29 protein-coding genes are annotated in these 26,761 nt (G+C 62.1%); 16 read left to right on the top strand and 13 right to left on the bottom strand.

The window, feature by feature from the left end:
• The first annotated feature begins 155 nt into the window (after window positions 1-155).
• Genes SINAR_RS0122710 through hmuQ form a run of 3 tightly spaced genes read left to right on the top strand, consistent with a single transcriptional unit; the run spans window position 156 to window position 1,224 of the window.
• The gene (locus SINAR_RS0122710; RefSeq protein WP_028001207.1) at window positions 156-572 is read left to right on the top strand and encodes a DUF2325 domain-containing protein; all 417 of its coding nucleotides are present in this window, start codon (window positions 156-158) and stop codon (window positions 570-572) included.
• Between the two features lie 57 nt (window positions 573-629).
• Window positions 630-905, top strand: a complete 276-nt coding sequence (locus SINAR_RS0122705; protein ID WP_028001206.1) for a hypothetical protein — start codon at window positions 630-632, stop codon at window positions 903-905.
• Window positions 906-909: 4 nt separating this feature from the next.
• Entirely contained in the window at window positions 910-1,224 is a 315-nt protein-coding gene (gene hmuQ / locus SINAR_RS0122700; protein WP_028001205.1) for a heme-degrading protein HmuQ, read from the top strand.
• A 210-nt stretch (window positions 1,225-1,434) separates the two neighbouring features.
• On the opposite strand, the gene SINAR_RS1000000137890 is transcribed toward hmuQ, so the two are convergent.
• The 4 genes from SINAR_RS1000000137890 to SINAR_RS0122680 all read right to left on the bottom strand — a co-directional run bounded on the left by SINAR_RS1000000137890 (window position 1,435) and on the right by SINAR_RS0122680 (window position 2,793).
• Window positions 1,435-1,659, bottom strand: a complete 225-nt coding sequence (locus SINAR_RS1000000137890) for a type II toxin-antitoxin system VapC family toxin (protein WP_234710629.1) — start codon at window positions 1,657-1,659, stop codon at window positions 1,435-1,437.
• Window positions 1,656-1,889 (bottom strand): type II toxin-antitoxin system Phd/YefM family antitoxin, encoded by a 234-nt coding sequence (locus SINAR_RS0122690; protein WP_028001204.1) that lies wholly within the window; start codon window positions 1,887-1,889, stop codon window positions 1,656-1,658. Before SINAR_RS0122690 ends, SINAR_RS1000000137890 begins: the two co-directional genes overlap by 4 nt.
• A 128-nt stretch (window positions 1,890-2,017) precedes the next feature.
• Window positions 2,018-2,395, bottom strand: coding sequence for a DUF423 domain-containing protein (locus tag SINAR_RS0122685; protein ID WP_028001203.1), 378 nt, complete (start codon window positions 2,393-2,395; stop codon window positions 2,018-2,020).
• A gap of 5 nt (window positions 2,396-2,400) precedes the next feature.
• On the bottom strand, window positions 2,401-2,793 hold the full coding sequence (locus SINAR_RS0122680) for a globin domain-containing protein (RefSeq protein WP_028001202.1): 393 nt from the start codon (window positions 2,791-2,793) through the stop codon (window positions 2,401-2,403).
• 141 nt (window positions 2,794-2,934) lie between these two features.
• Between SINAR_RS0122680 and SINAR_RS0122675 the strand changes: the two genes are divergently transcribed.
• The 8 genes from SINAR_RS0122675 (at window position 2,935) to SINAR_RS0122640 (ending at window position 10,420) form a co-directional block, all read left to right on the top strand.
• Window positions 2,935-3,501 (top strand): TetR/AcrR family transcriptional regulator, encoded by a 567-nt coding sequence (locus tag SINAR_RS0122675; RefSeq protein ID WP_028001201.1) that lies wholly within the window; start codon window positions 2,935-2,937, stop codon window positions 3,499-3,501.
• Between the two features lie 46 nt (window positions 3,502-3,547).
• Window positions 3,548-3,889: a DMT family transporter gene (locus tag SINAR_RS0122670; RefSeq protein WP_028001200.1), complete on the top strand. Its 342-nt coding sequence runs from the start codon at window positions 3,548-3,550 to the stop codon at window positions 3,887-3,889.
• Between the two features lie 176 nt (window positions 3,890-4,065).
• Complete coding sequence (locus tag SINAR_RS0122665) at window positions 4,066-5,121, top strand: dipeptidase (RefSeq protein WP_028001199.1); 1,056 nt, start codon at window positions 4,066-4,068, stop codon at window positions 5,119-5,121.
• A gap of 50 nt (window positions 5,122-5,171) precedes the next feature.
• The gene (locus SINAR_RS0122660) at window positions 5,172-6,812 is read left to right on the top strand and encodes an ABC transporter substrate-binding protein (RefSeq protein WP_028001198.1); all 1,641 of its coding nucleotides are present in this window, start codon (window positions 5,172-5,174) and stop codon (window positions 6,810-6,812) included.
• A 23-nt stretch (window positions 6,813-6,835) separates the two neighbouring features.
• Complete coding sequence (locus SINAR_RS0122655) at window positions 6,836-7,897, top strand: ABC transporter permease (RefSeq protein ID WP_028001197.1); 1,062 nt, start codon at window positions 6,836-6,838, stop codon at window positions 7,895-7,897.
• The gene (locus tag SINAR_RS0122650) at window positions 7,894-8,826 is read left to right on the top strand and encodes an ABC transporter permease (RefSeq protein ID WP_028001196.1); all 933 of its coding nucleotides are present in this window, start codon (window positions 7,894-7,896) and stop codon (window positions 8,824-8,826) included. Before SINAR_RS0122655 ends, SINAR_RS0122650 begins: the two co-directional genes overlap by 4 nt.
• The gene (locus SINAR_RS0122645) at window positions 8,823-9,656 is read left to right on the top strand and encodes an ABC transporter ATP-binding protein (protein ID WP_028001195.1); all 834 of its coding nucleotides are present in this window, start codon (window positions 8,823-8,825) and stop codon (window positions 9,654-9,656) included. Before SINAR_RS0122650 ends, SINAR_RS0122645 begins: the two co-directional genes overlap by 4 nt.
• Entirely contained in the window at window positions 9,653-10,420 is a 768-nt protein-coding gene (locus SINAR_RS0122640; RefSeq protein WP_028001194.1) for an ABC transporter ATP-binding protein, read from the top strand. The genes SINAR_RS0122645 and SINAR_RS0122640 overlap by 4 nt, the downstream gene beginning before the upstream one ends.
• Window positions 10,421-10,437: 17 nt before the next feature.
• Here the strand turns inward: SINAR_RS0122640 and SINAR_RS0122635 are convergent, their stop codons facing one another.
• Window positions 10,438-11,355, bottom strand: a complete 918-nt coding sequence (locus SINAR_RS0122635) for a sugar kinase (RefSeq protein WP_028001193.1) — start codon at window positions 11,353-11,355, stop codon at window positions 10,438-10,440.
• 134 nt (window positions 11,356-11,489) lie between these two features.
• On the opposite strand from SINAR_RS0122635, the gene bglA reads away from it, so the two are divergent.
• Entirely contained in the window at window positions 11,490-13,133 is a 1,644-nt protein-coding gene (bglA, locus tag SINAR_RS0122630) for a beta-galactosidase BglA (RefSeq protein WP_028001192.1), read from the top strand.
• 33 nt (window positions 13,134-13,166) lie between these two features.
• Here the strand turns inward: bglA and ade are convergent, their stop codons facing one another.
• From ade to SINAR_RS0122590, 8 genes are all read right to left on the bottom strand, one after another.
• Window positions 13,167-14,864, bottom strand: a complete 1,698-nt coding sequence (ade, locus tag SINAR_RS0122625) for an adenine deaminase (protein WP_028001191.1) — start codon at window positions 14,862-14,864, stop codon at window positions 13,167-13,169.
• A gap of 87 nt (window positions 14,865-14,951) precedes the next feature.
• Window positions 14,952-16,280, bottom strand: coding sequence for an omega-aminotransferase AptA (gene aptA / locus SINAR_RS0122620; protein ID WP_028001190.1), 1,329 nt, complete (start codon window positions 16,278-16,280; stop codon window positions 14,952-14,954).
• A 91-nt stretch (window positions 16,281-16,371) separates the two neighbouring features.
• On the bottom strand, window positions 16,372-16,905 hold the full coding sequence (locus SINAR_RS0122615; RefSeq protein WP_028001189.1) for an ATP-binding protein: 534 nt from the start codon (window positions 16,903-16,905) through the stop codon (window positions 16,372-16,374).
• Window positions 16,906-17,060: 155 nt separating this feature from the next.
• Window positions 17,061-17,405, bottom strand: a complete 345-nt coding sequence (locus SINAR_RS0122610) for an ArsR/SmtB family transcription factor (RefSeq protein ID WP_028001188.1) — start codon at window positions 17,403-17,405, stop codon at window positions 17,061-17,063.
• 118 nt (window positions 17,406-17,523) lie between these two features.
• Window positions 17,524-18,267 (bottom strand): HugZ family pyridoxamine 5'-phosphate oxidase, encoded by a 744-nt coding sequence (locus SINAR_RS0122605; protein WP_028001187.1) that lies wholly within the window; start codon window positions 18,265-18,267, stop codon window positions 17,524-17,526.
• A 90-nt stretch (window positions 18,268-18,357) separates the two neighbouring features.
• The gene (gene choV, locus SINAR_RS0122600) at window positions 18,358-19,407 is read right to left on the bottom strand and encodes a choline ABC transporter ATP-binding protein (RefSeq protein ID WP_028001186.1); all 1,050 of its coding nucleotides are present in this window, start codon (window positions 19,405-19,407) and stop codon (window positions 18,358-18,360) included.
• Window positions 19,404-20,249, bottom strand: a complete 846-nt coding sequence (choW, locus tag SINAR_RS0122595; protein WP_028001185.1) for a choline ABC transporter permease subunit — start codon at window positions 20,247-20,249, stop codon at window positions 19,404-19,406. The genes choV and choW overlap by 4 nt, the downstream gene beginning before the upstream one ends.
• A gap of 158 nt (window positions 20,250-20,407) precedes the next feature.
• The gene (locus SINAR_RS0122590) at window positions 20,408-21,364 is read right to left on the bottom strand and encodes a choline ABC transporter substrate-binding protein (RefSeq protein WP_028001184.1); all 957 of its coding nucleotides are present in this window, start codon (window positions 21,362-21,364) and stop codon (window positions 20,408-20,410) included.
• A 283-nt stretch (window positions 21,365-21,647) separates the two neighbouring features.
• Between SINAR_RS0122590 and SINAR_RS0122580 the strand changes: the two genes are divergently transcribed.
• The 4 genes from SINAR_RS0122580 (at window position 21,648) to SINAR_RS0122565 (ending at window position 26,652) form a co-directional block, all read left to right on the top strand.
• A complete protein-coding gene (locus SINAR_RS0122580; protein ID WP_028001182.1) occupies window positions 21,648-22,235 on the top strand; it encodes a thymidine kinase in 588 nt (195 codons plus the stop codon).
• A 198-nt stretch (window positions 22,236-22,433) separates the two neighbouring features.
• Window positions 22,434-23,522: a hypothetical protein gene (locus SINAR_RS0122575; protein ID WP_028001181.1), complete on the top strand. Its 1,089-nt coding sequence runs from the start codon at window positions 22,434-22,436 to the stop codon at window positions 23,520-23,522.
• A 61-nt stretch (window positions 23,523-23,583) separates the two neighbouring features.
• Window positions 23,584-24,732 (top strand): hypothetical protein, encoded by a 1,149-nt coding sequence (locus SINAR_RS0122570; protein ID WP_028001180.1) that lies wholly within the window; start codon window positions 23,584-23,586, stop codon window positions 24,730-24,732.
• Window positions 24,733-24,735: 3 nt separating this feature from the next.
• On the top strand, window positions 24,736-26,652 hold the full coding sequence (locus tag SINAR_RS0122565) for an AAA family ATPase (protein WP_028001179.1): 1,917 nt from the start codon (window positions 24,736-24,738) through the stop codon (window positions 26,650-26,652).
• The last annotated feature ends 109 nt before the right edge of the window (window positions 26,653-26,761 follow it).

Raw genomic sequence — 26,761 nt, 5'->3', positions numbered from 1 at the left:
TGAGAAAATATGATGAAAACACTCATGTTTATACTTTACTCTTTCAATCAAGTTTTATAGGTTGCCTCCGTCACGCAACCAATCGGTGTGTGCCAGACCTATTCCGTCGCGATCTCCGGCATGGCCGGCATCGCGGAACAAGATGGAGATCATGGATGCGCGGCAAGCGTCACCAGAATGCAGGCAAGGGCGGCAAGGGCAGGGCGAAGGACGCGGCGAGCGCGCCTCAGCCGAGTGACGGCAAGGTGACGCTCGAGGGGCGCAGCTTCCTTTATGTCGGCGGCCGGGACTGCCAGGTGGCGCATCTGCGCGAGATCGCCAGTTCCTACGGTGCGGAACTCATTCATCATGACGGCGGTTTACGGGAGGCGGTATCGCGCATCGACCGTGTCCTGCCCTCGGTCGATTGCGTCTTCTGCCCGATCGACTGCATCAGCCATGACGCATGTCTTCGCGTGAAGACCGGATGCAAGAAGTGGGGCAAGGCCTTCGTGCCGCTGCGGAACGGCTCGAAATCGAGCCTTGAGCGGGCGCTGCAGGATTTGACCGCCGGCAACGGCAGCGAGAATTGAACCTGTTGGACGAAAGCGGAGAACGGCCTGTGCCGGGCCGCTGCATGGAGTATCTCAATGCATGATGAGCGTCCCGATCAGATGACGATGATCGGCCTCCACAAGCTTGCCTCGCAATTCGGCGACGGCCTCGTTCCCGAACTCTACGAGCTCTTGACGCGTCGGGCGCGAATGCTGGAGGAAAGTCCGAATGTGACCGAGTTTCCCGCCTGGCAGGCGCGTCCGCCTGCAAGAGACCCTCTCGGCCTCGCGCCGGCGAGCGAGGGAACCGTGCTGCCGTTTCCTGCGAGGGGCGAGCCGCCGGTTCAGGAAAAGAAAATAAGGGAGAGCTGAGGGCATGTTTTTCGCCATGAACCGTTTTCGTGTCGCGATCGGCCAGGAAGAAGCCTTCGAGGCCGTGTGGAAGGCGCGCGATTCCTCCCTCTCCGAAATGCCGGGATTCATCGGCTTCCATCTGCTGCGCGGAGAAAGCGTGCCCGACGAAGGCTACACGCCTTTCATCTCGAAATCGTCCTGGGAGACCAGGGAAGCCTTCGTCGCCTGGACCAATTCGGAGAATTTCCGGGCAGCGCACCGGAGCGCCGGCAGCAACAAGGCGATGTATGTCGGCCCGCCGAAGTTCGAGGGCTACACCGTGGTGGAAGGTGCCTGATCGGCAGCATGTCGCCGTTGCCCAGGCAAGGTCCGGCGTGAAGTGTCACCACAATCGGTTGATGGTCGAAAGCGTGTCGAAAATCTCGTCCGCTGAAATCACCGGTACGCCTAAATCCAGCGCGCTTACTGCGATGAGACGGTCGAACGGATCGCGATGTTCCCATGCGGAGCGTCGCTCCTTTCAGGCAGGTCTCCGGCGCAAGCGCTGCTATTCTATCACCCTGCTCCACCAACAGGCCCGGCAAATCGTTGACGAATGGTTCCATTCCGGCCACTTCCCGATACGAACCTTCTGGCCGATCTCGAAAAGGCTGATCGGGCTAACGAGAACGCTGTCTGCCTGCGCAAGGAGGGCGGTTGCCTTATTAGGCAAGCGCGCATCGCCGGTCAGCGACCATGCCCAGGCATGGGTGTCGAGAAGAACAGCCGTCACGCTTCCCCTTCCCACACTGCCAACTCATCTTCGCTCATAGGTTCGAAGAAATCCGGGCCATTTCCCGCGACCTTGTCTTTCAGCAGTCCGATGGTGAATTTGTTCTGTGGAATGGCGACGATCCGTGCGACAGGGGTCTTCCCCTTGGCGATGATGACATCTTCGCCAGCCTTCGCCGCCTCGATGAGTTTTGACAGATTCGTCTTGGCGTTATGGATATTGACCTGCATGGCAGCCTCACTTGGCTAACTTGGCTATACCTATGCCTTGTTCGGTAGCAAATCCAGCCGTCCTTCAGGGCGCTCTGCTTACAAAACTGCGCAGCCATGCAAGCGCTTTGTCCGCAACTGCGCTGCTCTCAGGCGCGCTCATCGGGCTCTCGGGCCAGGAATGCGCCGAGCGCGACGGCGAGCCAGCCCAGCATCATTGTCACCCCGCCGAGCGGCGCCGACATGGGAAAGAGGCCGTGACCCGAAAAATGGCGCATGGTGAGGTCCGCGGCAAAGAGTGCCGTGCCCGCCGAGATGAGCAGAGCGGCGAGAGCGGCCGTGCGAAAATGCGCCCATCCGACATGAAGCGCGACGAGCGCCGGCGCATGGGCGAGGCACATGGCCGAGGCTCCGCCGAGAAGACGCGGATCCGCGCCATGCGAAGCGGCGGCGGCGCTCGCGACGCCGAAGAGGCCCATGAGACCGGCGACGAAAAGCATGGTCGAGCGCAGTCCGCTGTTCGGCATCCCGGCTATTCCTTGTTCTGCATGTGATGGGCGAGCCGGGTGATCGGCCCGAGGATAATTTCGCGGAGCTTCGGATGGGGCACCGTTTCCTCCAGCGCACGGGTGAAGCAGAGAAGCCATTCGTCGCGCTCGACAGGCCCGATCCCGGCAATGAAGTGCCGGCGGCGCAGCATGGGATGGCCGCGTTTCTGCACATAGATCGGCGGACCGCCCAGCCAGCCGGTCAGATATTCGTAGAACTTTTCCTCGCTGCCGGTCAGATCCTCCGGGTGGATGGCGCGGCATCGTGCCGCCTCGGGCAGGCTGTCCATCAGTTCGTAGAAGCGTCGCGTCAGGGCGCGCACGGCAGCATCGCCGCCGATCGTCTCGTAAAGCGTCGTGGTTTGCGGTTCGGTCATGGTCCATTCCTCGCCACACTTGGTACAGCGCTCGATGCGGGCGGGCAATGGCTTGCCATTCCTTCGCTTGCGGCTTTTCGGCGCGCCCGATGCCTCCTCAAAACTGCTTGACAAACCGTCTAGACGGTATGTTTATAAGTCATGACAAACGCCCCTTCGAGGAAGAAGCAACCCCAGCGCGTCCGCCGGCAATTGCTGGAGGTTGCGGCACGCCTGTCGCTGGAGCAGGGAATCGCCGCGGTGACCCTCGATGCCGTATCGCAGGCGGCGGGTGTCAGCAAAGGCGGGCTGCTGCACCATTTCCCGAACAAGCCGGCTCTGCTCGACGCCCTCTTCGATGACCTCGTCGCGCGGTTCGACAGGGCTCTCGACGAAGCGATGGCGGGAGACCACGTCGAGAAGGGACGATTTACGCGGGCCTATATTGGCGTCTGTTTCGCACTCGAGGCCGATGCGGAGGCGGAAGTGCAAGGTTGGCAGGCGCTGACCATTGCGCTTCTTGCCGAGCCTCATCTCAAGGAGCGTTGGCGCGAATGGGTAGCGCGCCGCACCGCGGAATTCGCCGCCACGGATAGTTCGCCAAGTTGCCTGCTCGCCCGCTTTGCCGCCGATGGAGTCTGGCTGTCGGATCTGATGCGCAGCCACGACATCGATGCCGCGGCGCGGACGCTCCTGCTTCAGAAGCTCAACGCGCTTTCGCTGGAATAGAGGACCAACCCGTGCCTCGTTCCAAAACTCCGATCGGAGACGTTCCGTGAACCCCGCCACGCTTTACGCCGTCCTGGTGATCGCCATCGTCTTCGAAGTGCTCGGCACGTCCGCCATGCAGGCAGCGCAGCATTTCACGCGGCTCACACCCACCGTGCTTATGGTTCTGTGTTACGCGGTCGCCTTCTTCTTTCTCTCCTATGCGCTCCGATATATCCCGGTCGGCATTGCCTATGCGCTCTGGAGCGGCCTCGGCATCGTACTGATCTCGATTGCCGGCTACGTGGTCTTCGGTCAGAAGCTCGATCTGCCGGCCATTCTAGGGCTGGCCCTCATCATCGCCGGCGTGCTGGTGCTCAATCTGTTCTCGAAGTCTACGTTCCATTGATGGCGCCAAGACGTTGGCGGCTCCCCAGCAAGTTTTCGCTACAGTCTATCCACTGAAATTCCCGGATATTCATTGAAATGCGCGATCCATTTCAATAGCATCGCGCTCGCCTCTGTCCGGACGCGACATGGCGGTGTCCCAATCCGATCCCCCTGATAACGAAGGAATATTTGGGCATGCAGGCGGTTTTCGACGGCCATAACGATGTGCTTTTGCGCCTTTGGCAACATGCACGCGGCGGTGCAGACCCTGTGGCTGAGTTTTCGGAGGGAACCGACAAGGGCCACATCGATGCGGCGCGCGCCAGGGCAGGCGGTCTCGCGGGCGGCCTGTGTGCGATTTACGTGCCGTCCGGCGATCTGGTGCTCAAGACACCGGACGAGAACGGCCATTATAGGACGCCCATGGCCGCGCCGCTTGACCACTTGCCCTCGCTCGCGACCGCCATGGAGCTCGCCGACATTGCGATCAAGCTCGACCGCGCCGGCACCTGGCGGCTTTGCCGCTCGGTTGGCGAGATACGTGCGGCGATGGCGAACGGCGTCTTTGCTGCCGTCCTGCATATGGAGGGCTGCGAAGCCATCGGGCCTGACCTCACGGCGCTCGAGACATTTCACGCCGCTGGACTTCGCTCGCTTGGCCCCGTGTGGAGCCGTCACAACGTGTTCGGGCATGGCGTGCCCTTCGCCTATCCGGCATCGCCCGATACGGGACCGGGTCTTACCGAAGCCGGCTTCGAACTCGTGCGCGCCTGCAATCGGCTCGGCATTCTGATCGATCTCGCGCACATCACGGAAAAGGGCTTCTGGGACGTGGCGAGGACGACCGACCAGCCCCTTGTCGCCAGCCACTCCAATGTTCATGCGCTGACGCCGGTCGCGCGCAATCTGACCGACAAACAACTCGATGCCATAGGCGAGAGCGGTGGCCTCGTTGGCCTCAACTATGCGACGACGATGCTGCGCCCCGACGGGCAGGAGAACGCAGCGACGCCGCTTTCCGACATGGTGCGCCACGTCGACTATCTGGTCGAGCGCATGGGTATCGACTGCGTGGCGCTCGGATCGGATTTCGACGGAGCGACCATCCCCGAGGAAATCGCCGATGCAGCGGGAAATCAGAACCTCGTTGCCGCGCTGGAGGACGCCGGATATGGTGACGCCGAACTGGCGAAAATATGCCGGGAGAACTGGCTGAGAGTTCTGGGGCAGGCATGGCACGAGCCTGCCTGACAATCATGAAGAAGAGCCCGAGAAGGGTTAAAAAAAGAGGGAAGCGCAATATGATGCACAAGCTCAACGGACGTTTTCGAGTTCTTGCCGCCTCGGCGGCCCTCGCCTTGGCGATGGGCGCGGCCCAGCCGGCCTTCGCGGAAACTCCGAAGGATACGCTGGTCGAGGGCTTCGCGTTCGACGACATCATCACCATGGACCCGGGCGAAGCCTTTGAGCTTTCGACCGCCGAGATGACCAGCAATACCTACAGCCTGCTCGTCCGGCTCGATCTCAACGACACGTCCAAAGTCGTCGGCGATCTCGCCGAAAGCTGGACGGTCTCCGATGATGGCCTCACCTATACGTTCAAGCTCAAGTCCGGCATGAAATTCGCCTCCGGCAACCCGATCACTGCCGAGGACGTCTCCTATTCGTTCGAACGCGCCGTCAAGCTCGACAAGAGCCCGGCCTTCATCCTCACGCAGTTCGGCCTTACCGGCGACAATGTCACGGAAAGGGCGAAGGCCGCCGATGCCGAGACCTTCGTCTTCACCGTCGATCAGCCCTATTCGCCGAGCTTCGTCCTGAACTGCCTGACGGCGACGGTTGCTTCGGTCGTAGACAAGAAGCTCGTTCTCGAACACGTGAAATCCGTGACGCCGAGCGAAGAGTACAAATATGACAACGACTTCGGCAACGAGTGGCTGAAGACCGGTTACGCCGGCTCGGGTCCCTTCAAGCTGCGCGAATGGCGCGCGAATGAAGTCGTGGTCCTGGAGCGCAACGAAAACTACTACGGCGAACCGGCAAAACTCGCCCGCGTCATCTACCGCCACATGAAGGAGAGCTCCGGCCAGCGGCTCGCGCTCGAAGCCGGCGATATCGATGTGGCGCGGAACCTGGAGCCGGGCGACTATGAGGCAGTTGGCAAGAATGCCGATCTGGCGACAGCGAGCGCTCCGAAAGGAACGGTCTACTACATCAGCCTCAATCAGAAGAACGAGAAGCTCGCAAAGCCAGAGGTTCAGCAGGCCTTCAAGTATCTCGTCGACTATGACGCGATCGGTTCGACGCTGATCAAGGGCATCGGCGAGATTCATCAGAGCTTCCTGCCGAAGGGCGTCCTCGGCGCCCTCAACGAGAACCCCTATACGTTCGACGTTGCCAAGGCGAAGGAACTGCTGGCGAAGGCCGGCTATCCGGACGGCTTTACGGTCACGATGGATGTGCGCAACACGCAGCCGGTCACAGGCATTGCCGAATCCTTTCAGCAGACGCTGGGGCAGGCGGGCGTGAAGCTCGAAATCATCCCGGGTGACGGCAAGCAGACGCTGACCAAGTACCGCGCCCGCAACCACGATATGTATATCGGTCAGTGGGGCATGGATTATTTCGATCCGCACTCGAATGCCGATACTTTCACCAACAATCCGGACAACTCGGACGAAGGCACGAACAAGACGCTTGCCTGGCGCAACGCCTGGGATGTTCCGGAACTCAGCAAGAAGACCAAGGACGCGCTCCTCGAACGCGACAGCGCCAAGCGCGCGGAAATTTACAAGGAACTGCAGACAACGGTTCTCGAGAATAGTCCGTTCGTCGTCATCTTCCAGCAGACGGAGGTCGCCGGGCTTCGCGGCAACCTCCAGGGCTTCAAGCTCGGACCGAGCTTCGATACCAACTACGTCTGGAACGTTTCCAAGGAATAGTCGAAAGGACCATTCCCTTGAGCATGAGCGGAATTGAACCCATGAGCGGGCGCCGGCGCGCCCGTTCCCGGAAGGCGTTTGTCGCGGTACTGCAGTTTCTCTTCGTCGTGGCAACCACCTATCTCGGCCTTCTCGCCGTTACCTTCTTCATCGGCCGCGTCATCCCGATCGATCCGGTGCTCGCCGTCCTCGGCGACCGGGCCCCGAATCATGTCGTGGAACGCACGCGCGAGGCGATGGGGCTAAACCTGCCGCTCTACCAGCAGTTCTTCATCTACTGCCGGCAAGCATTCACCGGCGATTTCGGTACTTCGGTGCTGACGACCAATCCGGTCATGGCGGATATCCGCCGCGTTTTTCCTGCGACCATGGAACTCGCGACCCTCGGAACGCTGATCGGTGCATTCATCGGCGTGCCGCTCGGCGTCCTCGCCGCGGTCAAGCGCGGCAGCATCGCCGACCAGATCGTCCGCGTCATCGGTCTCGTCGGTTATTCGGTGCCGATCTTCTGGCTGGCACTGCTTGCGCTGCTCGTCTTCTATGCAAGGCTCCAATGGGTCGCCTATCCGGGACGCATCGACATCGTCTATGAATACAGCTTCACGCCGGTCACCGGTTTCTACCTTCTCGATTCGGCCTGGCAGGGCCAGTGGGACGTTTTCCGCGACGTCTTCCGGCACATCATCCTGCCGGCTTCGCTGCTCGGCTATTTCTCGCTCGCCTATATCAGCCGCATGACCCGCAGCTTCATGCTGAACGAGCTGCAGCAGGAATATATCGTTGCGGCGCGAGCCAAGGGACTTTCGGAGGCGCGGATCATATGGACGCACGCGCTGCGCAATGCGGCGGTGCCGCTGGTGACGGTGATCGCGCTTTCCTATGCCGGCCTGCTCGAAGGCTCGGTCCTGACGGAGACCGTATTCGCCTGGCCGGGACTCGGCCTCTACATCACCAATTCGCTGCAGAATGCCGACATGAATGCTGTTCTCGGCGGCACGATCATCATCGGATCGGTCTTCATCGGCATCAATCTCCTGTCCGACCTTCTCTACCGGACGCTTGACCCGAGGACGCGCGCCCGATGAGCCTTGCCACCGAAACACGCCCGATAACGCGCCGCGAATGGCTGCTTTCCGATCGCCCGCAGTCGCGGACCCAGGCCCGGCTCGGCCGCGCCTATATGACCTGGCGGCGTTTCTCCGCCAACCGGCTTGCGGTGCTCGGCCTTTGCATCCTGCTGATGCTCGTATTCGTTGCGATCTTCGCCGATGCGCTGGCGCCTCACTCTCCGGTCATCGGAAACCTTGCCGGCGCGCGGCTTCTGCCGCCCGGCAGCGAAGGCTATCTGCTCGGCACGGACGATCAGGGCCGAGATATTCTCTCCCGGCTGATTCACGGTTCGCGGCTGACGCTCCTCGTCGTTCTCCTCGTCGCGATCATAGCGGCCCCGGTGGGGCTGATCGTCGGCGCTGTCGCGGGTTATGCCGGCGGCTGGATCGACGCGGTCCTCATGCGCATCACCGATATCTTCCTCGCCTTTCCGAAGCTCGTGCTCGCGCTCGCCTTCGTCGCGGCGCTCGGGCCGGGGATCGAAAATGCCGTCATCGCGATCGCTATCACCTCCTGGCCTCCCTATGCCCGCATCGCCCGCGCCGAGACGCTGACGGTGCGCAATTCCGATTATATAGCCGCGGTCAGGCTGATGGGCGCCTCGCCCTTGCGCATCGTCTTCCGCCATGTCATGCCCATGTGCATGTCATCCCTGATCGTGCGCGTGACGCTCGACATGGCCGGCATCATCCTGACGGCGGCAGGTCTCGGCTTCCTCGGGCTCGGCGCGCAGCCGCCGCTGCCGGAATGGGGCGCCATGATCGCCTCCGGCCGCCGCTTCATCCTCGATCAGTGGTGGGTGGCGACCATGCCCGGCATTGCCATCCTGATCGTCAGTCTCGGTTTCAACCTGCTCGGCGACGGCCTGCGCGATGCGCTCGATCCGCGGGAGAGCGGCCAATGAGCGCGCTTCTGACCGTGGACGACCTCCGGGTCCGGTTTCCGACACGCACCGGGGTTGTCGAGGCCGTCCGCGGCGTTTCGTTCACTCTCGGGCGTGAACGTCTCGGCATCGTCGGTGAGAGCGGCTCCGGAAAGTCGCAGACGGGCCGCGCCATCATGGGGCTGACGCCGGCGCACGCGGAAGTGACGGCGAAGACGCTTGCCTTCGACGGAATCGACCTTCTTTCGGCGCCTCCGAAGCTTCGGCGGGACCTGCGCGGAAAGCGCATCGCCATGATCCTGCAGGATCCGAAATATTCCCTGAACCCGGTGATGAGCATCGGGCGGCAGATCGTCGAGACGTTGAGGCGACACGAGAAGGTCGGCCGCGCGGAAGCGCGGGAGAGGGCGCTCGACATGCTCGCGGCAGTGCAGATCCGCGATGCTTCGCGCGTCTTCGATCTTTATCCGCACGAGGTCTCGGGCGGCATGGGGCAGCGGGCGATGATCGCGATGATGCTGGTTGCCGGGCCGGAGCTCCTGATCGCCGACGAACCGACCTCGGCGCTTGACGTAACGGTTCAGCTCGAAGTCCTCTCGATCCTCGACAAGCTGGTGGCTGAGCGCGGCATGGGGCTGATCTTCGTCTCGCACGACCTGCGCCTCGTTTCGTCCTTCTGCGACCGCGTTCTCGTGATGTATGCGGGCAGGATCGTCGAGGAGATCGCCGCGTCGGAACTCGGCAATGCAAAGCATCCTTATACCCAAGGTCTCCTGAACTGCATGCCGGTGATCGGGGCGGATCGCCATCCCTTGCCGGTGCTCGACCGCAAACCGGAGTGGGCGCTATGACCGAGGCCGTATCCGTTGAAAATCTGAGTGTCGCCTTCGACGAGTTCAAGGCGCTCGATGCCGTGAGCGTGGGTGTCGCGGCGGGCGAGTCCTTCGGTCTCGTCGGCGAATCCGGCTCGGGAAAGTCGACGCTGCTGCGCGCAATAGCCGGCCTCGCTCAGGCAAGCGGCGGAACGATCCGGATAGCGGGCCGAGAGGTTCGAGGCACGCGTCGCGACAAGGCTTTTTACCGTGCGGTGCAAATGGTGTTCCAGGACCCCTACGGTTCGCTCCATCCGCGCCAGACGGTCGACCGGCAGCTGATGGAGCCTCTGGCGGTCCACGGCATCGGCGACGGCGAACGCCGTATCCTGAAGGCGCTGGACGAAGTGGGCCTCGGTTCCGGTTTCCGCTTCCGCTACCCGCATCAGCTCTCCGGTGGTCAGCGCCAGCGCATCGCCATCGCACGCGCCCTTATCCTGGAGCCCTCGATCCTGTTGCTCGACGAGCCGACCTCGGCACTCGACGCGTCGGTGCAGGCGGAAGTGCTGAACCTCCTCGAAGAGGTGCGGCGCGACCGCAAGCTGACCTTCATCATGGTGAGCCACGACCTTGGCGTCGTCACCCATATGTGTGATCGGCTCGCGGTCATGCAGAACGGCCGCGTGGTGGAGCGGCTGAGCTCGGCCGACCTGGTGGCCGGCCGCATCGCGGAGGATTATACGCGCAACCTGATGGTCGCGAGCAAGGGATTCCGGCGGGAAGCAGTGCCACAAAGCGCATAGGGAACCCGCTTCGCGCCTCAACCCCGGGGCAGCTTGTCCCGTCCGATCAGCGCCCCATGGTGCCCGATCACGGCGGCCGCGATACGGGCGGCGAAGGCCGCGGCATCGGTGGGGCTGTCGCCGCTGGCAAGCCGGGCGAGGAAGGAGCCATTGAAGCTGTCACCGGCGCTGGTCGTGTCGACGACCCTGTCAACCCGCGAGGCGGGAACGTGAACACGCTCCTTGCCGGCAATGCAGAGCGTCACGCCGTTCGCGCCGTCCTTGACCGCAACGCTTTGGGCGCCCAGTGCCCGATAGCGCTCGATCGTCGCTTCCACGGATGCATCACCGAAATGCGTCGCCTCGTCATCGAAGCTCGGCATCACCATGGTTGCCGCCCGCGCACCGGCTTCGATCGTCGCGCGCATCCGTGCGGCGTCGTCCCAAAGCCGCGGCCGGATGTTCGGGTCGAAGACGACCTGCTGCCCGCCCGCTTTCGCCCTCCGAAGCTCCGCAAGCAACGTCTCTGCCGCGTCCGGCGACAGGATCGCCAGGGTGATCCCCGAGAAGAACACGATATTCGCGGCCTCGATCGCCGCCCGGAGCCGATCGGGATCGTCGGCGAGCAGCTTCGCCGCGGAAGCTGAGCGCCAGTAGGAGAAGCTGCGCTCGCCGTTCTTGAGGTGGATCATATAGAGGCCCGGCGTCCGGCCTTCGATCTTGCGGATGTGCGCCGTGCCGACGCCGGTGCTCTCGATGAAGGCCAGCAATTCGCCCGAAACGGTGTCGGTTCCAACGGCCGTGAAATAATCGACCGTCCAGTCCGCGGGTAGGAAGAGCCGGGCGTAGTAGGCGGTGTTGAAGGTGTCTCCGGCATAGCCCTTGCGCAGCATGTCACCCTCCGCCTGCATGAGCTCAACCATGCATTCGCCGATCGAAAGCAGTTTCCCCGCCATTCAGTCCTCCCTTTCCGCTGATCCGAATTAAGCGCATGTCGCCGCACGAGCAAGCGAATGTTGACGGCGGCGTTTACTCGAAGAGGAGGTGAAGATAAATCTGGCATTGCTAAACCAATCGTGGAGAACTGCGCATGCCGGCCGCATCGGGATTGAACGAAAACTGGTGGCGCGGGGCGGTGATCTATCAGATCTATCCGCGATCCTTCCAGGACACGGATGGCGACGGCATGGGCGACCTTCGCGGCGTCACCCGGCGGCTTGCTCACATCGCCTCGCTCGGGGCCGATGCCATCTGGCTTTCGCCCTTCTTCACATCGCCCCAAGCGGACATGGGTTACGACGTTTCGGATTATTGCGACGTCGACCCGATGTTCGGCACGCTCGCCGATTTCGACGAGATGCTGGCTGAGGCTCATCGGCTGGGACTCAAGGTGATCATCGACCAGGTGATCTCGCATACATCGGACCGGCACCCCTGGTTCGTCGAGAGCCGTTCGAGCAGAACCAATGCCAAGGCGGACTGGTATGTGTGGGCCGACCCGAAGCCGGACGGCACGGCGCCGAACAATTGGCTTTCGATCTTCGGCGGTCCGGGCTGGGAATGGGATGGGGTGCGCCGGCAATATTACCTGCACAATTTCCTGTCGTCGCAGCCGGACCTCAATTTCCACAATCCGGAGGTTCAGGAGGCGGTGCTCGCGACAGTCCGCTTCTGGCTCGACCGCGGCGTCGACGGGTTCAGGCTCGATACGGCGAATTTCTATTTCCATGACCGGCTTTTGCGGGACAATCCCCCGCTCGTGCCGGATCCGGATGCGACGAGCCGTGACGCGCCGGAGGTCAATCCCTACGGCATGCAGGACCATCTCTATGACAAGACGCAGCCGGAGAACCTCGGTTTTCTGCGCCGTTTTCGAGCGGTGCTCGATGAATATGGCGGCCGCGCGACAGTGGGGGAGGTTGGCGACGGGTCACGCTCGCTGCAGACGGTTGCCGCCTATACGAGCGGCGGCGACAAGCTGCATATGTGCTACACCTTCGACCTGCTCGGGCCGGAATTCACCGCGCGTCACTTCCGCCGCTGCATCGAGAATTTCCAGTCTACGGTAACGGACGGCTGGGTCTGCTGGGCATTCTCCAATCACGACGTCATGCGCCATGTCAGTCGCTTCGCGCCGCGCGCGGCCGACCGGGAGCGCGTGGCGAAGCTTGCCATGTCGTTGCTCGCCAGCCTGCGCGGTTCGATCTGCCTTTATCAGGGGGAGGAACTCGGCCTGCCGGAGGCGGAGCTTGCCTTCGAAGAACTGCGCGATCCGTATGGCATCCGCTTCTGGCCCGCCTTTGCCGGACGCGACGGGTGCCGGACGCCGATGGTCTGGGAAAGAGAGCTGATGAATGCCGGCTTTTCAGCCGGGCTCCCCTGGCTGCCGGTGCGCGACGCTCACCGGATGCTGGCGGTGGACGCGCAGGAGGGCGTGGCAGGCTCCGTGCTCGAGCATTATCGCCAGACCCTCGCATTCCGCCGGGCTCAAGCCGCGCTGCTCGACGGAGACATGGTCTTCCTCGGCACCAACCAGGACCTTCTGGTCTTCACCAGAGAAAAGGAAGGCGAGCGGCTGCTGTTCGTCTTCAACCTGACCCAGGAGCCGCAGACGTTTCACCTCCCGACGACGCTCGTCGCCGAGCCGCTTCCGATGCCCGGCTTTGCACCGGCTTTCGCTGATAATGCGATCAAGCTCGCCGCCCTCGACGTTTTCTGCGGGAGGTTGCGTTGATGGGAACTGCGCCTGCGCCTCGCACTCTGGTCGTCACCCGATCAGCATAAACCTGTCCACGTCGACGAGCCCGCGGTCGGAAATCTTCAAATGCGGGATCACCGGTAGCGGCAGGAACGCGAGTTGCAGGAAGGGTTCTTCCAGCGTGGCGCCGAGGGCGAAGGCGGCCTGACGCAGATGGTGCAGGGTGTCGCGCACGCGCTCGTAAGGCTCGAGGCTCATGAGGCCGGCGACAGGCAGGGCGATCTCGCCGGTGACCTTGCCGTCATGGACGACGACGAAGCCGCCCTTGATCTCGCCGAGACGATTGACGGCAAGCGCCATGTCGTCGTCGTTTACGCCGACGACGCAGATGTTATGGCTGTCATGCCCGACGGTGGACGCGATCGCACCCTTCTTCAGGCCGAAACCCTGGACGAAGCCATTGGCATGATTGCCATTGACCCCGTGGCGCTCGATCACGGCTACCTTGATGATGTCGCGGTCGAGATCGATGCCGGTCCGGTTGCCTTCGGCGGGCAGGCGATACCGGCGGTGTTCGGTGATGATCTTGCCGGGCAGGACGCCGAGCACCGAAGTCTCGCCTTCATCGTAGGGAAGGCCGAAGTCCGCGGCCTTGACCTCGCGTGCCTTGACGCTATCGAGTCCCACCGGCGCGACCGCCCTGCGCCCGGCGAAGAGAGCATCCGTAACGCGCCGTCCGGCGGAGAGGACGAATTCGGCCCTACAGTTTTCCAGGCTGTCGACGACGACGAGGTCGGCGCGCCAGCCAGGCGCTACGAGGCCGCGATCGCGCAGGCCGAAGGCGCGCGCGGCGGAAATCGTAGCGGCGCGATAGATGGCGAGCGGCTCGACGCCGGCGGCGATAGCCGTGCGGATCATGTGGTCGAGATGGCCCTGCTCGGCGATATCGAGCGGATTGCGGTCGTCGGTGCAGAGGGCCAGATAGGGCGACAACCGCTCGGTGAGGATCGGCATGAGGGCCTGCAGGTCCTTGGATACGGAGCCTTCGCGTACGAGGATGTGCATGCCTTTGCGTATCTTTTCCAGCGCTTCCTCCGCGCTCGTGCATTCGTGATCGGTGCGGATCCCCGCCGCGAGATAGCCGTTCAGTTCCTTGCCGCGGAGCAGGGGCGCATGCCCGTCGATATGCCCGTCCTGGAAGGCATCGAGCTTGGCAAGGCAAGTCGGATCCTTGTTGACCACACCCGGGAAGTTCATGAACTCCGCAAGGCCGATCACCTTCGGATGGTGGCGGAAGGGCGTAAGGCGGCCGATCGGCAGATCGGCTCCGGACGTTTCCAGGTGGGTCGCCGGCACGCAGGAGGAGAGCTGGACACGTATGTCCATGACCGTCTCCATCGCCGAGTCGAGGAAATACTGGATCCCTTCGGTGCCGAGCACATTTGCGATCTCATGCGGGTCGCAGATTGCGGTGGTGATCCCGAGCGGCAGCACGCAGCGGTCGAATTCGTGCGGGGTAACGAGCGACGATTCGATGTGGAGATGCGTATCGATGAAGCCCGGAACGACGACGCGGCCGGTAACGTCGATCTCCTCGCGGCCCCGGTAGTCGCCGCAGGTGCCGACGATCCGCTCGCCCGAGATGGCGATGTCGGAGGCGACGAGTTCGCCGGTGACGAGATCGAAGAATCGCCCGCCCTTGAGCACGATGTCCGCCGGCTCACGGCCGACGCCCTGATCGATGAAACGCTCCAACGCTTCGGACATGCGTGCACCTCGCCCTTGATATTGATTCACAACAATAACCCTCTCCCCCGACCGGGGGAAAGGGCTTCGCAGTTGGTGAGGAACGCGTCAGATATTGTTTTTCAGCACGTCGCGCAGCTTGTCGAAAAGCTCGTCGATCTGTTGCTTTTCGATGATCAGTGGCGGCGACAATGCAATGATGTCGCCCGTGGTGCGGATCAGGAGGCCTTTCTCATAGGCTTTCAAGAAGGCCGAGAAGGCGCGTTTCGTCGGCTCTCCGGCGATCGGCTCGAGCTCGACCGCGCCGATCAGCCCGATATTGCGGATGTCGATGACATGCGGGCAATCCTTCAGCGAGTGCAGAGCCTCCTCCCAATAGGGGGCAAGCTCGGCGGCGCGAGTCAGCAGTCCCTCTTCCCTATAGGTATCCAGCGTTCCGAGTGCTGCGGCCGAGGCGATCGGATTGCCCGAATAGGTGTAGCCGTGGAAGAACTCGATCAGGTGTTCCGGTCCGGTCATGAAGGCATCGTGGATCTCCGATGTCACGAGGACCGCGCCCATCGGAATGACGCCGTTGGTCAGCCCCTTGGCCGTGGTGATTATATCGGGCTTGACGTCGAAATATTGAGCGGCAAAAGGCGTTCCGAGGCGGCCGTAGCCGGTGATTACCTCGTCGAAGATCAACAGGATGCCGTGTTTGGTGCAGATTTCGCGCAGCTTCTGGAGATAGCCCTTCGGCGGGATGAGAACACCGGTCGAGCCGGCCACGGGCTCGACGATGACTGCGGCGACCGTCGAGGCATCGTGCAGGGTGACGATGCGCTCGAGTTCGGTGGCGAGATCGGCACCGTGCTCGGGCTCGCCGCGGGTAAAGGCGTTCTCGGCAGGCAAATGCGTGTGCGGAAGGTGATCGACGCCCGTCAGCAGCGTGCCGAACATCTTGCGGTTGGCGACGATGCCGCCGACCGAAATGCCGCCGAAATTGACGCCGTGATAGCCGCGCTCGCGCCCGATGAGGCGGAAGCGTGAGCCGTTGCCTTTGGCGCGATGGTAGGCGAGCGCCACCTTCAAGGCGGTATCGACCGATTCCGACCCCGAGTTGGTATAAAGGACGTGGTTCATGCCTTCAGGCGCGATGTCGACGAGCCGGTTCGCGAGCTCGAAGGCCTTGGGGTGGCCGAGCTGGAAAGCCGGAGCATAGTCGAGCTCGCCCGCCTGCTCGCGGATCGCTTCGGTGATCTTCGGCCGACAATGGCCTGCGTTGACGCACCAGAGTCCCGCCGTGCCATCGAGAACCGTCCGCCCGTCATGGGTAGTGTAGTACATGTCCTTGGCACCGACGAAGAGCCGCGGCTCCTTCTTGAACTGCCGGTTGGCAGTGAAGGGCATCCAGAAGGCGCTGAGATCGTTGGGTGTTGTGTTCAGGCGGTTGGACATGTCTGTTCTCCTCGAAGAGTCTCGCCGATGCGGCCTTGCCTCGGGCCGGATTCTTTACCCGTTGGTCAAACTATCAGCCCGCCAATGGGCGTCAAGCGAGGCGAAACGAACCGCCTTCTACAGCCTGGATCACGGCGCTCAGCGTGTCTTCCCGAGTGTGCCCTTCGGTCGAGAGAGCATGCCGCTCAAGTGGGCCGAGCGACGAGAGCTGTTGATGAAGCGCCGCGATGGGTCCGGGGTCGGTCAGCGTGTCCCCGCCGCGCTGCTGGCAGCGCCGGATGGCGATATCGAGCGGCGGACGCAGAACGACGTAGTGGAGCGGTGCCGCGCTTTTCGTGAATGGCTCTAGGAACCACGGTCCGACGATGCCGTCTACGATGACGAAATAACCGCCATTGGCGTAGGCTGCGGCCACCCTCGTCAACACATCGACGACGACGGTGTTTTGGTCGTGAGCCTCAGGCAGATAGGGCGGTATCGCCCCGTTCTTGATGAAATGCCAGAAGTCGTCGCAATGGAGATGGACCTTCGATGATCCGGGCTCTGCGGCAAGCGCCTGCGCTGTCGTGGTTTTTCCGGAGCCGGGCGGCCCGGTTAGAATGAGAATTTCGCCCGCATGGTTCATAGCGCGATCATGTAGCACGGAGTTGCGGGGCAGTCAGCAATACGCCGGGACGTCGAGGACAGGCTTCTTCGCATCCTGAAAAGCGAAGCCCCGCGATGAGATCGGCGGGGCTTGGTGAGGCAGTGCTGTTCGGTCGAAGGACGCGTTCTGGGAGACTACGCCGATTTGCGAACGAGAGGTTTGTCTTCCACGGCATCGGTATCTTCGCCGTAGATGTCGGCCAATGCGCCCAAAATCTTCAAGACGGCGTCGGAAGAGCTCGAATAATAGATCGTTTGTGCATCACGACGGGTGCTGACCAGATTCTGGGCACGAAGCTTCGAAAGGTGCTGAGAAAGAGCCGACTGGCTCAAGCCGACCTTGTGAGCCAAGGCGCCGACGGCCATTTCTTCCTTGACGAGAGAGTCGAGGATGAGCAGGCGTTTCGGATTTGCCATGGCCGAGAGAAAACCGGCTGCTATCTCGGCTTCCTCGTGTTTTTCAGGCGGAAGAGGCTGCATCGTGTGCTCCATGCGAAAATTCATCACACGTAGTTATAATTGACGAAGCACGATAATTAGCCGTGATGCATAAAAGGGCAACCACCCCCTGCAAGAAATGGGGGTAGCTAAATTGCGATTAACGGTAAAGTTTTTTTAGAATTGCCCGTAATTCGGCAGCGTCTGCAAGGGGCGTCTCGAATTCGAGACGGCGCAGACGGTCGCCGTCGGACAGGTCGAGCCCTGACGCGTCGATGCCGACCAGCTTCCAGTCGCCTTCGGGCGCGCGGCAATGCGTGGTTGCATAGTACCTCACCGCTTCGGCGTGATCGGCATTCATGTGGTCGATCGCGCCGCCTTCCATTTCCGCGAGGGCGGTGGCGGCCGGTGAGGCGATGGCGAGATCCTCTGCCGTCAGTAAATAGGCGCGGCCGAAGCCGCCATTGAGGCTCGCCCGCAGCGGATTGAGACGGAAGAAACCGAAATCGGGAAAATCGACATAGAGCTTGGATTTCGGGTGCCGGCGAAGGAATCGTTCGCGAAGACGCGGGTGGAGCGCGCCGTCGCGCGGGACCGCCTCCGCCTCGCACTGGACGGTCAGTCGAGGATGGGCGAGCGGGTCCCCTTTGCCCGGCTCGCCGGTCAACAACGAAGCGCGCGGGTCCGCAGCGAGCGCTTGGGTATGGGTCGAAAGCCGCGACACGAGAATGACCGGCGTTCCATCGATGTCGATTCCGACGAGCACTCGGCTGACGAAGGGAAAGCCGCCGCTCCCCGGCTCTATCGCGGCGAGCGCGCCGCTTCTCGCCGAACGAAGAAGAACCCGGGCGAGCTTGCGCGCTTCCTCGTCCGTTTCGCGCAGCACATTTGGTTTCTCGCTCATGATTCGCATCCTTCCGCGTCGATGCGGCCAGCCGCTCAAAATCGGGCCCGGAGCATTCGCTCCAGGCTTTATTGGCGGAGGCGCGCCGCGTCAACTTTTGTTGCGGTGGCGCGTCAATCCTTCGACGATGTTTTGCGCGTCGATGGTCCCGACGACGGAGCCGTTGTCGACGACACCGATGCTGCCGGGCTGGCGCGACAGGGCGTCGAGAATGTCGACAAGCGGCGTGGTGGGCTTGGCGGTCGCCGTAACGCCGGCATTGGCGGCGGCTCGCTCGACGCCGGTCTGCATCACATCCTTCGCCGTCAGCATGGTGATCGGGTTCATGTGTTGGACGAAGTCGGCCACGTACTGATTTGCCGGCTTCTTTACGATCTCCTGCGGCGTCCCGCACTGGATGATCCTGCCGCCTTCCATGATGGCGATGCGGTTGCCGATGCGGAAGGCCTCGTCGAGATCGTGACTCACGAAGATGATCGTCTTCTTCAGCCGCCGCTGGAATTCGAGGAGTTCGTCCTGGAGGCGCGTGCGGATCAGCGGGTCGAGCGCCGAGAACGGCTCGTCCATCAGGAGGATCGGGGCTCCGGTGGCGAAGGCGCGCGCAAGGCCGACGCGTTGCTGCATGCCGCCCGAGAGCTCGTTGACCTTGCGGTCCGACCACTTGGTCAGATTGACGAGTTCAAGCTGCTCGCCGACGCGCTTCCTTCGTTCGGAGTCGGCAACGCCGGCCAGTTCGAGCCCAAACCCGACATTGTCCGCCACGGTTCGCCACGGCAGAAGCGCAAACTGCTGGAACACCATCGAGACCGTATGCATGCGGAAGTCGCGCAGGGACTTCGCGTTGCAGCGATAGGGGTTCAGCGATCCGTTCGCGGTCTTGACTTCGACCTCGCCGCGCACCACCGGTGCGAGGCCGTTGACGGCTCTGAGCAGCGTCGATTTGCCGGAGCCGGACAGACCCATCAAAACGAGGATTTCGCCCTCGTTGATGGTCAGCGAAGCTCCGGCGACGCCCAGAACCAGGCCCGTGGCCGCACCGATCTCGTCGCGCGTCTTGCCCTGATCGACCATCTGCACGGCGACCTGCGGGTTCTTGCCGAAGATGATGTCGACATTCTTGAAAACGACGGCGTCGGTCATGCGCCTTCTCCTTCATCGGACGAGCGGAAAAGGCGGTCGAGGACGATCGCAAGAATGACGATGCAGAGACCGGACTCGAATCCCCTGGCGATGTTCACGGTGTTCAGCGCCCTGAGGACGGGCACGCCGAGGCCGTCGGCGCCGACGAGGGCAGCGATGACCACCATCGACAGCGACAGCATGATGGTCTGGGTCAGACCCGCCATGATCTGCGGCATGGCAAAGGGCAGTTCGACCTTGCGCAGCACCTGCCAAGGCGTGGCGCCGAAGGATTCTGCAGCCTCGACCAGCGCAGGCGGCGTCGAGATGATACCTAGCCGCGTCAGGCGGATCGGTGCGGGAATGGCGAAAATGACCGTGGCGATCAGCCCGGGCACCATGCCGAGACCAAAAAGAATCAATGCCGGAATGAGGTAGACGAAGGTGGGGATCGTCTGCATCAGGTCAAGGATCGGCCGCATGATCGAGTAGATCCAGGCGCGTCGCGCAGCAGCTATGCCGAGAGGCACGCCGACGGCCATGCTGACGAAGGTTGCCGCAAGGACGAGGGCCAGCGTTTCCGTGGTCTCCTGCCAATAGCCCTGATTGACGATCAGGAGCAGCCCGAGACAGGTGAAAACGGCAATGCCGATCGAGCGGCGGAACCACCAGGCGAGCGCCGTCACGAGCGCGATGACGATGAGCGGATGCGGCGTCTGGAGGACATAGAGCAGGGCGGAGATGATCGCCGAAAGCACATTGGCGAGCTGATCGAAGAACAGATCGAAATTCGTCGTCAGCCAGTCGACAAAGGCCTTTGCCCAGGCGCCGATCGGGATTGGGTTTTCAGTCAGGAATTCCACGAAACAGGGTCCCTCTTGCCAGGGTCAACACTCAGGTCGGAAGACCGGTGGAAAAAAGGCGGGGTATTTTCCCCGCCTCACTGCATGCTTCCCGTATCGGAGCGATTGGAGCATGGAACATGCAGCAATTCAGAATGCCACGCGTGATCTGTCGCCGATCAGAGGCCGAGGGAGGCCTTGACCGCGGCCAGTCCGTCGCCGCCATCCTTGGTCGTAACCCCTGCAAGCCAGGGCTCGATGGCCTGCGGATTATCCTTCAGCCATGAGGCCGCAGCCTTCTCCGGATCCTCACCGTCGTTCAGGATCTTGCCCATGATCTCGTTCTCCATCTGGAGGGAGAACGAGAGATTCTGGAGAAGCTTGCCGACGTTCGGGCATTCGCTCGTGTAGCCGGCGCGCACGTTCGTATGCACCGTGGCGCCGCCGTAATTCGGACCGAATATGTCATCGCCGCCGGAAAGATAGGTAAGATTGAAATTTGCGTTCATCGGATGCGGTTCCCATCCGAGGAACACGATCGGCTTATCGGACTTTTCGGCACGGGCGACCTGCGCCAGCATCCCCTGCTCGGAGGATTCGACGACTTCGAAACCCTTGAGATCGAAGGTGCCTTTTTCGACCATGTCGATGATCAGGCGGTTGCCGTCATTGCCTGGCTCGATGCCGTAGATCTTGCCGCCGAGCTCGTCCTTATGGGCGGCGATATCCTTGAAATCCTTGATCCCGAGCTCCGCGCCTTTGGCATTGGTGGCAAGGGTGTATTTCGCACCGGCGAGGTTTTCGCGCACCGTCTCGACGGACTTGTCCTCGCGGTAGGGGGCGATATCCGCTTCCATGGTCGGCATCCAATTGCCGAGGAAGACGTCGATGTCCTTGTTCTTCAGGGAGGTGTAGGTAACTGGCACCGACAGGACCTTCACATCCGTCTCGTAGCCGAGCGCCTTGAGGATGGTCGTCGCGGTCGCCGTCGTCGCTGTGATATCCGTCCAGCCGACGTCGGAGAAGCGGACCGTGCTACAGCTTTCCGGATCGGCCGCAAGAGCGTTTCCGGCGGTCAGGGTTGCCATGCAAACGGCTCCCGCCAACATGAATTTGAGAGAAAGTGTCCTGATCATCGTTGTCGTTCCCCTGCCTTGTGTTCTTTTTAGCCAAACATCAATGAAGCGCGAATTCAAGCGCCCCGGCGTTTAAAGAAGTGTATTGCCTCAGTACATTAACGGGATGCATAAAGCGACGTCGAATGTCGCAATGCCCGCGAAATGCCGGCCGCCGAGGCTATCGGTACCTGCGGGACATCGGACGCGCGCCTCGCCGAAATCTGTGAGTCGCCGCGAGAGGCTCTGGCCATCGGACGCCTGCCCGGTCATGTAGCGGGCACGATGTCCGGAGCCGGAGGCCATGTCCAAACTTTATTTCAGTTATGCGACGATGAACGCGGGCAAGAGCACGCTGCTCCTGCAGGCCGCCTACAACTATCAGGAGCGCGGCATGCGAGTCGTTATGCTGATAGCAGCGTTCGACGACCGCGCAGGGGAGGGGCGCATCGCATCTCGCATCGGGTTGGAATCGGACGCCATCCCCTTCCGCGGAGAGGACGACCTCTACGGGCTGATCGAGCGTCTGAATGGTGATGGCTCCGGTGAGATCGCCTGCGTCTTCGTAGACGAGGCGCAGTTCCTCGGTGAAGAACAGGTCTGGCAGTTGGCGCGGGTGGCGGACCGCCTCGGCATTCCGGTCATGGCCTATGGCCTGCGGACGGACTTCCAAGGCAAGCTTTTTCCCGGTTCCATGGCTTTGCTCGCGATTGCCGACGAACTGCGCGAAGTCAGAACCATCTGCCATTGCGGGCGCAAGGCAACGATGGTCGTTCGGCTCGACGGTCGCGGCAAGGTCATGCGCGAGGGGGCGCAGGTTGATGTCGGCGGCAATGAGAAATACGTATCCTATTGCCGTCGCCATTGGGAAGACCGGATGCGCGAAGGCTGACGCGCGAGCGATCGGATCGCCGGCGGCGCGATCGCCAAGGACACCGGCCTCCCGATAAAGCCCCCGCCGGCAGGCTGCCGTGCGTTCGAAAAAGCGGCGGCGCCCTTGTCGTTCCGTGCTAAACATCCTTTATATAAGTGCAATCAAGGGCTGAAACAGTCCGGTGCGCACTGCTGGGCGGCTTGAGGGGAGAAGGCAATGGCGACGCTTCAGAATTTTGATGCCGAGATCGAGAAGACCAGGACCGTGGTCAAGGACATGCGCAGCAAGCTCGAGCAGTCCGGCGTCGTCCTCGAGCAATTCGCCAAGGCGGACACAAAGCTCGGCGACGTCGATTTCGACATCGAGAACGCCCGCATCCAGGACGTCGTCAATCAGCAGAAGGTGATGGAAGCCAATATCGCCGATCTGATCATTGGCCTCGAAGATGCGACCAATGTTTTCGGCGCCGAGTTCGAGAGCATGAAGAGCTACACCGGCTACGAGAAGTTCATCGGCATCTTTTCCAGGCAAAAGATGCAGCGTTTGCGCACCGATCGCGTGCGCAACATGTCGCTTGCCGGCAATTTGCAGGAACTGCTTTCTAAATCGGATACCATCGTCGGCATTCTCAAGGACCAGAAGGCCATCCTCGACCAGCGCTACAAGACCTCCGAGCAGAGCCTCATCCAGGTGATCGAGCGCCGCAAGGGCACGATGGCGGCGTTGGAACAGACTCAGAAGCGGATCGAGGAACTCAACCCTCTGCTGCTCGACATCGAGAACAGGATCGCGGCCTCGACCGACCAGAAGACCCGCACCGACCTCGAGGCAGAGCGTTCGCAGCTTGCGACCGAGTACAACGAAAGGCAGGCGAAGGAGCAGGAGCTTCTGGCCGAGAGCCAGACGCTCGAACGCTATACGGCGATGTTCCAGACCTTTGTCGACTCGCTCAACAACCAGATCGCCGCGCAGAACACGCTGATCAACAAGCTGACCATCGACACCGAGCAGCGCATCGTTCTCTACAAGGCGCTGGAGGACTCGCTGAAGACGGCTGCGCAGCAGGACGTGGCGCACAAGATCAACACGCTCGGCAGCCAGGTGGACACGGCCGCCGAGGAGACCATGGCCGGTATCGGCGCGGCCGCACAGCGCCACATCGGCGACTTGCTCGAGATGCATGAAAAGAACATGCTTGCGACCCAGGATATCCAGCGGCGCAAGAAACTCGCCGACGACGCCTTCGCGCGCCGCTTCCAGACGGTGATGGACAAGCACAATGCCGCAAATTATGTGAAGCAGTGATCGGCAAGGCGGCAATGACCCGATCTCCGACCGCCTTTCGGCATTTGCCGGGAGAGCTGCCATGAATACCGCCATTTCTCCGGCCGTCAGGCAATATTTCGGCTCCATCCGCGCAGCGCTCGCAGGCCTTGAGCTGTTCCTCGGAGACCGCAACTCGCCGCTCTACCGCAATACGGTCGTCGGCGAGGTCATCGTTCCCTATCTTGCCCGGCTGAAAGCTTCGATCGCCTGCTGGGAAAACCGGATCGGTTTCGTCGAGCAGTTTCGTATCTCCCGCGCCGAAAGCGGCTTCCCCGTTTTCCAGAACGTGCTGGAACTCGAAAACGACCGGCAGAATGCGGAGAAGCGGCTTGCGAGCATCCCGTCCGCCGATGCGCTGCGCGAGGAAATGGTCGATTTCATCCTGAGGCAAAAAGCGTTTCCCGAGGCGCTTCAGGCTCGCATGGCCGAAAGGCTCTATCTGGAACAGATCGGCAAGGGAGATATCTTCTCGCCCTTCGTTTTGCCGGAGACGATCCGGGTCGCGGTCAATCCGAAGACGATGCGACCCTTCTACGTCGTGTCCTGGGGCGCGTTCGACGGCAGCCAGACGCTGCCCATGATCTATATGGCGACGATCGAGGATTCCTCGAAAAACATCGTCGAGATGCTGGTTACCGGGGACGGCAAGCTCAATCCAGGAGTCGAGATTCCTCTGCCGGTCGGCGGTCTGCTCAATCCGGAGCTCGCAAGCCGCTTCGACGATTTCGCCTCCAAGAACAGCGCCTATTCGCTGACGCCGGTGACGATCGCCACCAATCTCGACAGGGATTTTTCGGAACTGCATCCCAAGCAGCTTCGGCGGATCGTGCTCGGCCCCTTCTATTCGGCCGGCATCACCGAGAACAATGCGAGGATCAACGACATTCTCTCCAGGGTGCGCAAGACGGAAAATGCGTGGCTGCTCACCTGGACGGTGCAAGAGGTCTTCTCGAAGGCAGAGCGGCCGGCGACGCGTGGCTTCTGGTCTTCCACGCCGGCGCAGGAGGAGTTTCACATCGATACCGCCAATCTCGAGGCGGCGCGGATGGGGGTCAGCGCATACGAGAAGCATGCTCTGGTGCCGCACGATGCCTATCAGGCGCTCTACGCGTCCGGCGAGGCCACCCAGGTCTTCGGCGATTACAAGGTGCATGTCATATCCGGCAACCAGGTGGTGAGCGAGGTTTAAGCCATGGCTTTGAACACAGGGCTGACGACGCTGCATGAAGACGAGATCGCCAGACATCAGGCGGTGGCTCAGAGCCTGGTCACCAAGCTCGCCATTCTCGAGCGGGACGAGGGTGCGTCCGGCGCACCTCTGGCAGGAACGGGGCGACGCTTCGTCTCGACGGTCTCGACCGGCGGTCAGCGGCGCAGCCGCGAGGTCGAACTTGCGCGTACCATCCAGGCGGTGCGCGGCGCCGATCCGCTCCTGTCACCGGTGCAGCATTCGGTGCTCTATCGTACCCGCCGCGGCATCCAGGTGGCGCTGGCCGTTGCCGATGTCTTCGCTCGTCAGACGAGCCTTGAGCAGTTGCAGGCGCGTAACGCCACCGCGCCGCTCGCCGGCGAAGATGCGGCTCATTTCAAGGCGCTGCTCTCGGCTTCGGCTTATATCGCCGCCTTCACACTTGCCGCCTATCTCGGCGCGACGCTGCAGGGAGAGGGAGAGCCGGTGGACGATGCCGCGGAGCCGGATTTCCTTTTCGATACGCCCCAGGACGCGGTGAAATACATGGTCGCCGGTCTCGATCGCAGCATCGCCGGTGCGCCGGACGAGCTTGCGCTGATCGCGCGGGCCCGCGCCTTTTCCCGCATCGCGATCGAGGGTCTGATCGCGCGCAAGGCGCGTTTCACCGGGCTGCAGAATTTCGAGAGCGTGCATATCCGGCTCGACCAGGACGATTTCACGCTCGACGGTTTCGACGTCGCGCCGGGGCAGAAGCGCAAGCCGCTGATTATGACCTTCAAAAAGCCCGAAGAGATCATCGGCAACCACATCGCCAAATACCAGGCGCTGAAGCTCGCCAAGATGCTGATGGCCTATGACTTCGACCGGCAGATGAATCCCTTCGTCGAACTCGGCGGCTTTCTCTTCACCTTCATCGGCGACGGCATGCCGGGTACCGGCAAGACGATCCTGATCCAGATGCTCGCCGGCATGCTGCATGAATATTGCGGCATTGCAGGCTACCCGTTTCATTACGAGAATTTCGGAGTCGACCAGATTTCCTCCTATCAGGGCAAATCGGGCCAGAACTGCAAGGAATTCGTCAACAACGTCATGAACCCGCGGGCGATCGGCTTCGGCACGATCGACGATGTCGATCAGGTGGCGGCCAAGCGCTCGGACGATCGCGCCTCGGCCGGACAGCACGAGGTGACGGCGGTGCTGATGGAGAGCTTCGCCGGCGCCTCGACGGTGGTGCGCGGCAATTGTACCTTCGGCATGTTCTCGAACCATCCGGAAAATGTCGACGACGCGCTGCGCCAGCGCGCCGGCGCGCGCTGGCTGGTCGACGGACCGCAGACCGAGGACGACTACATCGATATCTTCGCCCTGCTCGTCGGCAAGAACCATCAGATTCCGCTCGGGGAGCATGAGCTCTTTGCGGGTCAGGAGATCAAGCGCGCAGTCTCGCAATCCTACGCTGCGCATGCGCGGCCGCAGGAGGAGGGGCTTGCCGCCGTCTGGGAGCGATATCAGAAGGAGAAGGGCAAGATTGCCACGCTTGCCGATGTCGGCGCCTATCTGCACATGATCAAGCAGGCGGAACCCCGCTTTACCGGACGTGCAATCAGGAACATCACCGATGCCGTCAAGCTGAGGGCCATGGACGTGGAAGTGCCCGACGACTGGTTCAAGGACGCGGGCTCGTTCATGCATAAGCCCTACGACGAGAAGAAAGCCATGATCGAGGAACTGCGCGGCCCGATCACCATCGACATGGTGCTGCAGGAAATCAACCGCTATGCCGATAGCGAGTTCCGCTACACCGACAAGTCCGACGATGCGGCCGTCGGCGAGATCATCCGCCGCGAGCGCCAGCGCGAGAGGGCGGTCCGAGAGATCGAGACGATGAAGCGCGAGGGCAGGTGGCAGGGGTGAAGGTTGTGTTTGCGAGGTTTGCGCTTGGGTCTGCCCCTCACCCTAACCCTCTCCCCGCAGGCGGGGCGAGGGGACGAGTTCGACCTTGTCTGTGGAGGCTGAGGCAGAA

Source organism: Sinorhizobium arboris LMG 14919 (assembly GCF_000427465.1).
Classification (GTDB): domain Bacteria; phylum Pseudomonadota; class Alphaproteobacteria; order Rhizobiales; family Rhizobiaceae; genus Sinorhizobium; species Sinorhizobium arboris.
The sequence above is the reverse complement of the archived record's forward strand: the minus strand, read 5'-3'. Positions and strand labels throughout refer to the sequence as shown.

Excerpts from the sequence above, each read along its gene's own strand:
- SINAR_RS0122710 (WP_028001207.1), top strand. The coding sequence starts at position 156 with ATGCGCGGCAAGCGTCACCAGAATGCAGGCAAGGGCGGCAAGGGCAGG.
- SINAR_RS0122705 (WP_028001206.1), top strand. The coding sequence starts at position 630 with ATGCATGATGAGCGTCCCGATCAGATGACGATGATCGGCCTCCACAAG.
- hmuQ (WP_028001205.1), top strand. The coding sequence starts at position 910 with ATGTTTTTCGCCATGAACCGTTTTCGTGTCGCGATCGGCCAGGAAGAA.
- SINAR_RS0122690 (WP_028001204.1), bottom strand. The coding sequence starts at position 1,889 with ATGCAGGTCAATATCCATAACGCCAAGACGAATCTGTCAAAACTCATC.
- SINAR_RS0122685 (WP_028001203.1), bottom strand. The coding sequence starts at position 2,395 with ATGCCGAACAGCGGACTGCGCTCGACCATGCTTTTCGTCGCCGGTCTC.
- SINAR_RS0122680 (WP_028001202.1), bottom strand. The coding sequence starts at position 2,793 with ATGACCGAACCGCAAACCACGACGCTTTACGAGACGATCGGCGGCGAT.
- SINAR_RS0122675 (WP_028001201.1), top strand. The coding sequence starts at position 2,935 with ATGACAAACGCCCCTTCGAGGAAGAAGCAACCCCAGCGCGTCCGCCGG.
- SINAR_RS0122665 (WP_028001199.1), top strand. The coding sequence starts at position 4,066 with ATGCAGGCGGTTTTCGACGGCCATAACGATGTGCTTTTGCGCCTTTGG.
- SINAR_RS0122660 (WP_028001198.1), top strand. The coding sequence starts at position 5,172 with ATGATGCACAAGCTCAACGGACGTTTTCGAGTTCTTGCCGCCTCGGCG.
- SINAR_RS0122655 (WP_028001197.1), top strand. The coding sequence starts at position 6,836 with ATGAGCGGAATTGAACCCATGAGCGGGCGCCGGCGCGCCCGTTCCCGG.
- SINAR_RS0122650 (WP_028001196.1), top strand. The coding sequence starts at position 7,894 with ATGAGCCTTGCCACCGAAACACGCCCGATAACGCGCCGCGAATGGCTG.
- SINAR_RS0122645 (WP_028001195.1), top strand. The coding sequence starts at position 8,823 with ATGAGCGCGCTTCTGACCGTGGACGACCTCCGGGTCCGGTTTCCGACA.
- SINAR_RS0122640 (WP_028001194.1), top strand. The coding sequence starts at position 9,653 with ATGACCGAGGCCGTATCCGTTGAAAATCTGAGTGTCGCCTTCGACGAG.
- SINAR_RS0122635 (WP_028001193.1), bottom strand. The coding sequence starts at position 11,355 with ATGGCGGGGAAACTGCTTTCGATCGGCGAATGCATGGTTGAGCTCATG.
- bglA (WP_028001192.1), top strand. The coding sequence starts at position 11,490 with ATGCCGGCCGCATCGGGATTGAACGAAAACTGGTGGCGCGGGGCGGTG.
- ade (WP_028001191.1), bottom strand. The coding sequence starts at position 14,864 with ATGTCCGAAGCGTTGGAGCGTTTCATCGATCAGGGCGTCGGCCGTGAG.
- aptA (WP_028001190.1), bottom strand. The coding sequence starts at position 16,280 with ATGTCCAACCGCCTGAACACAACACCCAACGATCTCAGCGCCTTCTGG.
- SINAR_RS0122615 (WP_028001189.1), bottom strand. The coding sequence starts at position 16,905 with ATGAACCATGCGGGCGAAATTCTCATTCTAACCGGGCCGCCCGGCTCC.
- SINAR_RS0122610 (WP_028001188.1), bottom strand. The coding sequence starts at position 17,405 with ATGCAGCCTCTTCCGCCTGAAAAACACGAGGAAGCCGAGATAGCAGCC.
- SINAR_RS0122605 (WP_028001187.1), bottom strand. The coding sequence starts at position 18,267 with ATGAGCGAGAAACCAAATGTGCTGCGCGAAACGGACGAGGAAGCGCGC.
- choV (WP_028001186.1), bottom strand. The coding sequence starts at position 19,407 with ATGACCGACGCCGTCGTTTTCAAGAATGTCGACATCATCTTCGGCAAG.
- SINAR_RS0122590 (WP_028001184.1), bottom strand. The coding sequence starts at position 21,364 with ATGATCAGGACACTTTCTCTCAAATTCATGTTGGCGGGAGCCGTTTGC.
- SINAR_RS0122580 (WP_028001182.1), top strand. The coding sequence starts at position 21,648 with ATGTCCAAACTTTATTTCAGTTATGCGACGATGAACGCGGGCAAGAGC.
- SINAR_RS0122575 (WP_028001181.1), top strand. The coding sequence starts at position 22,434 with ATGGCGACGCTTCAGAATTTTGATGCCGAGATCGAGAAGACCAGGACC.
- SINAR_RS0122570 (WP_028001180.1), top strand. The coding sequence starts at position 23,584 with ATGAATACCGCCATTTCTCCGGCCGTCAGGCAATATTTCGGCTCCATC.
- SINAR_RS0122565 (WP_028001179.1), top strand. The coding sequence starts at position 24,736 with ATGGCTTTGAACACAGGGCTGACGACGCTGCATGAAGACGAGATCGCC.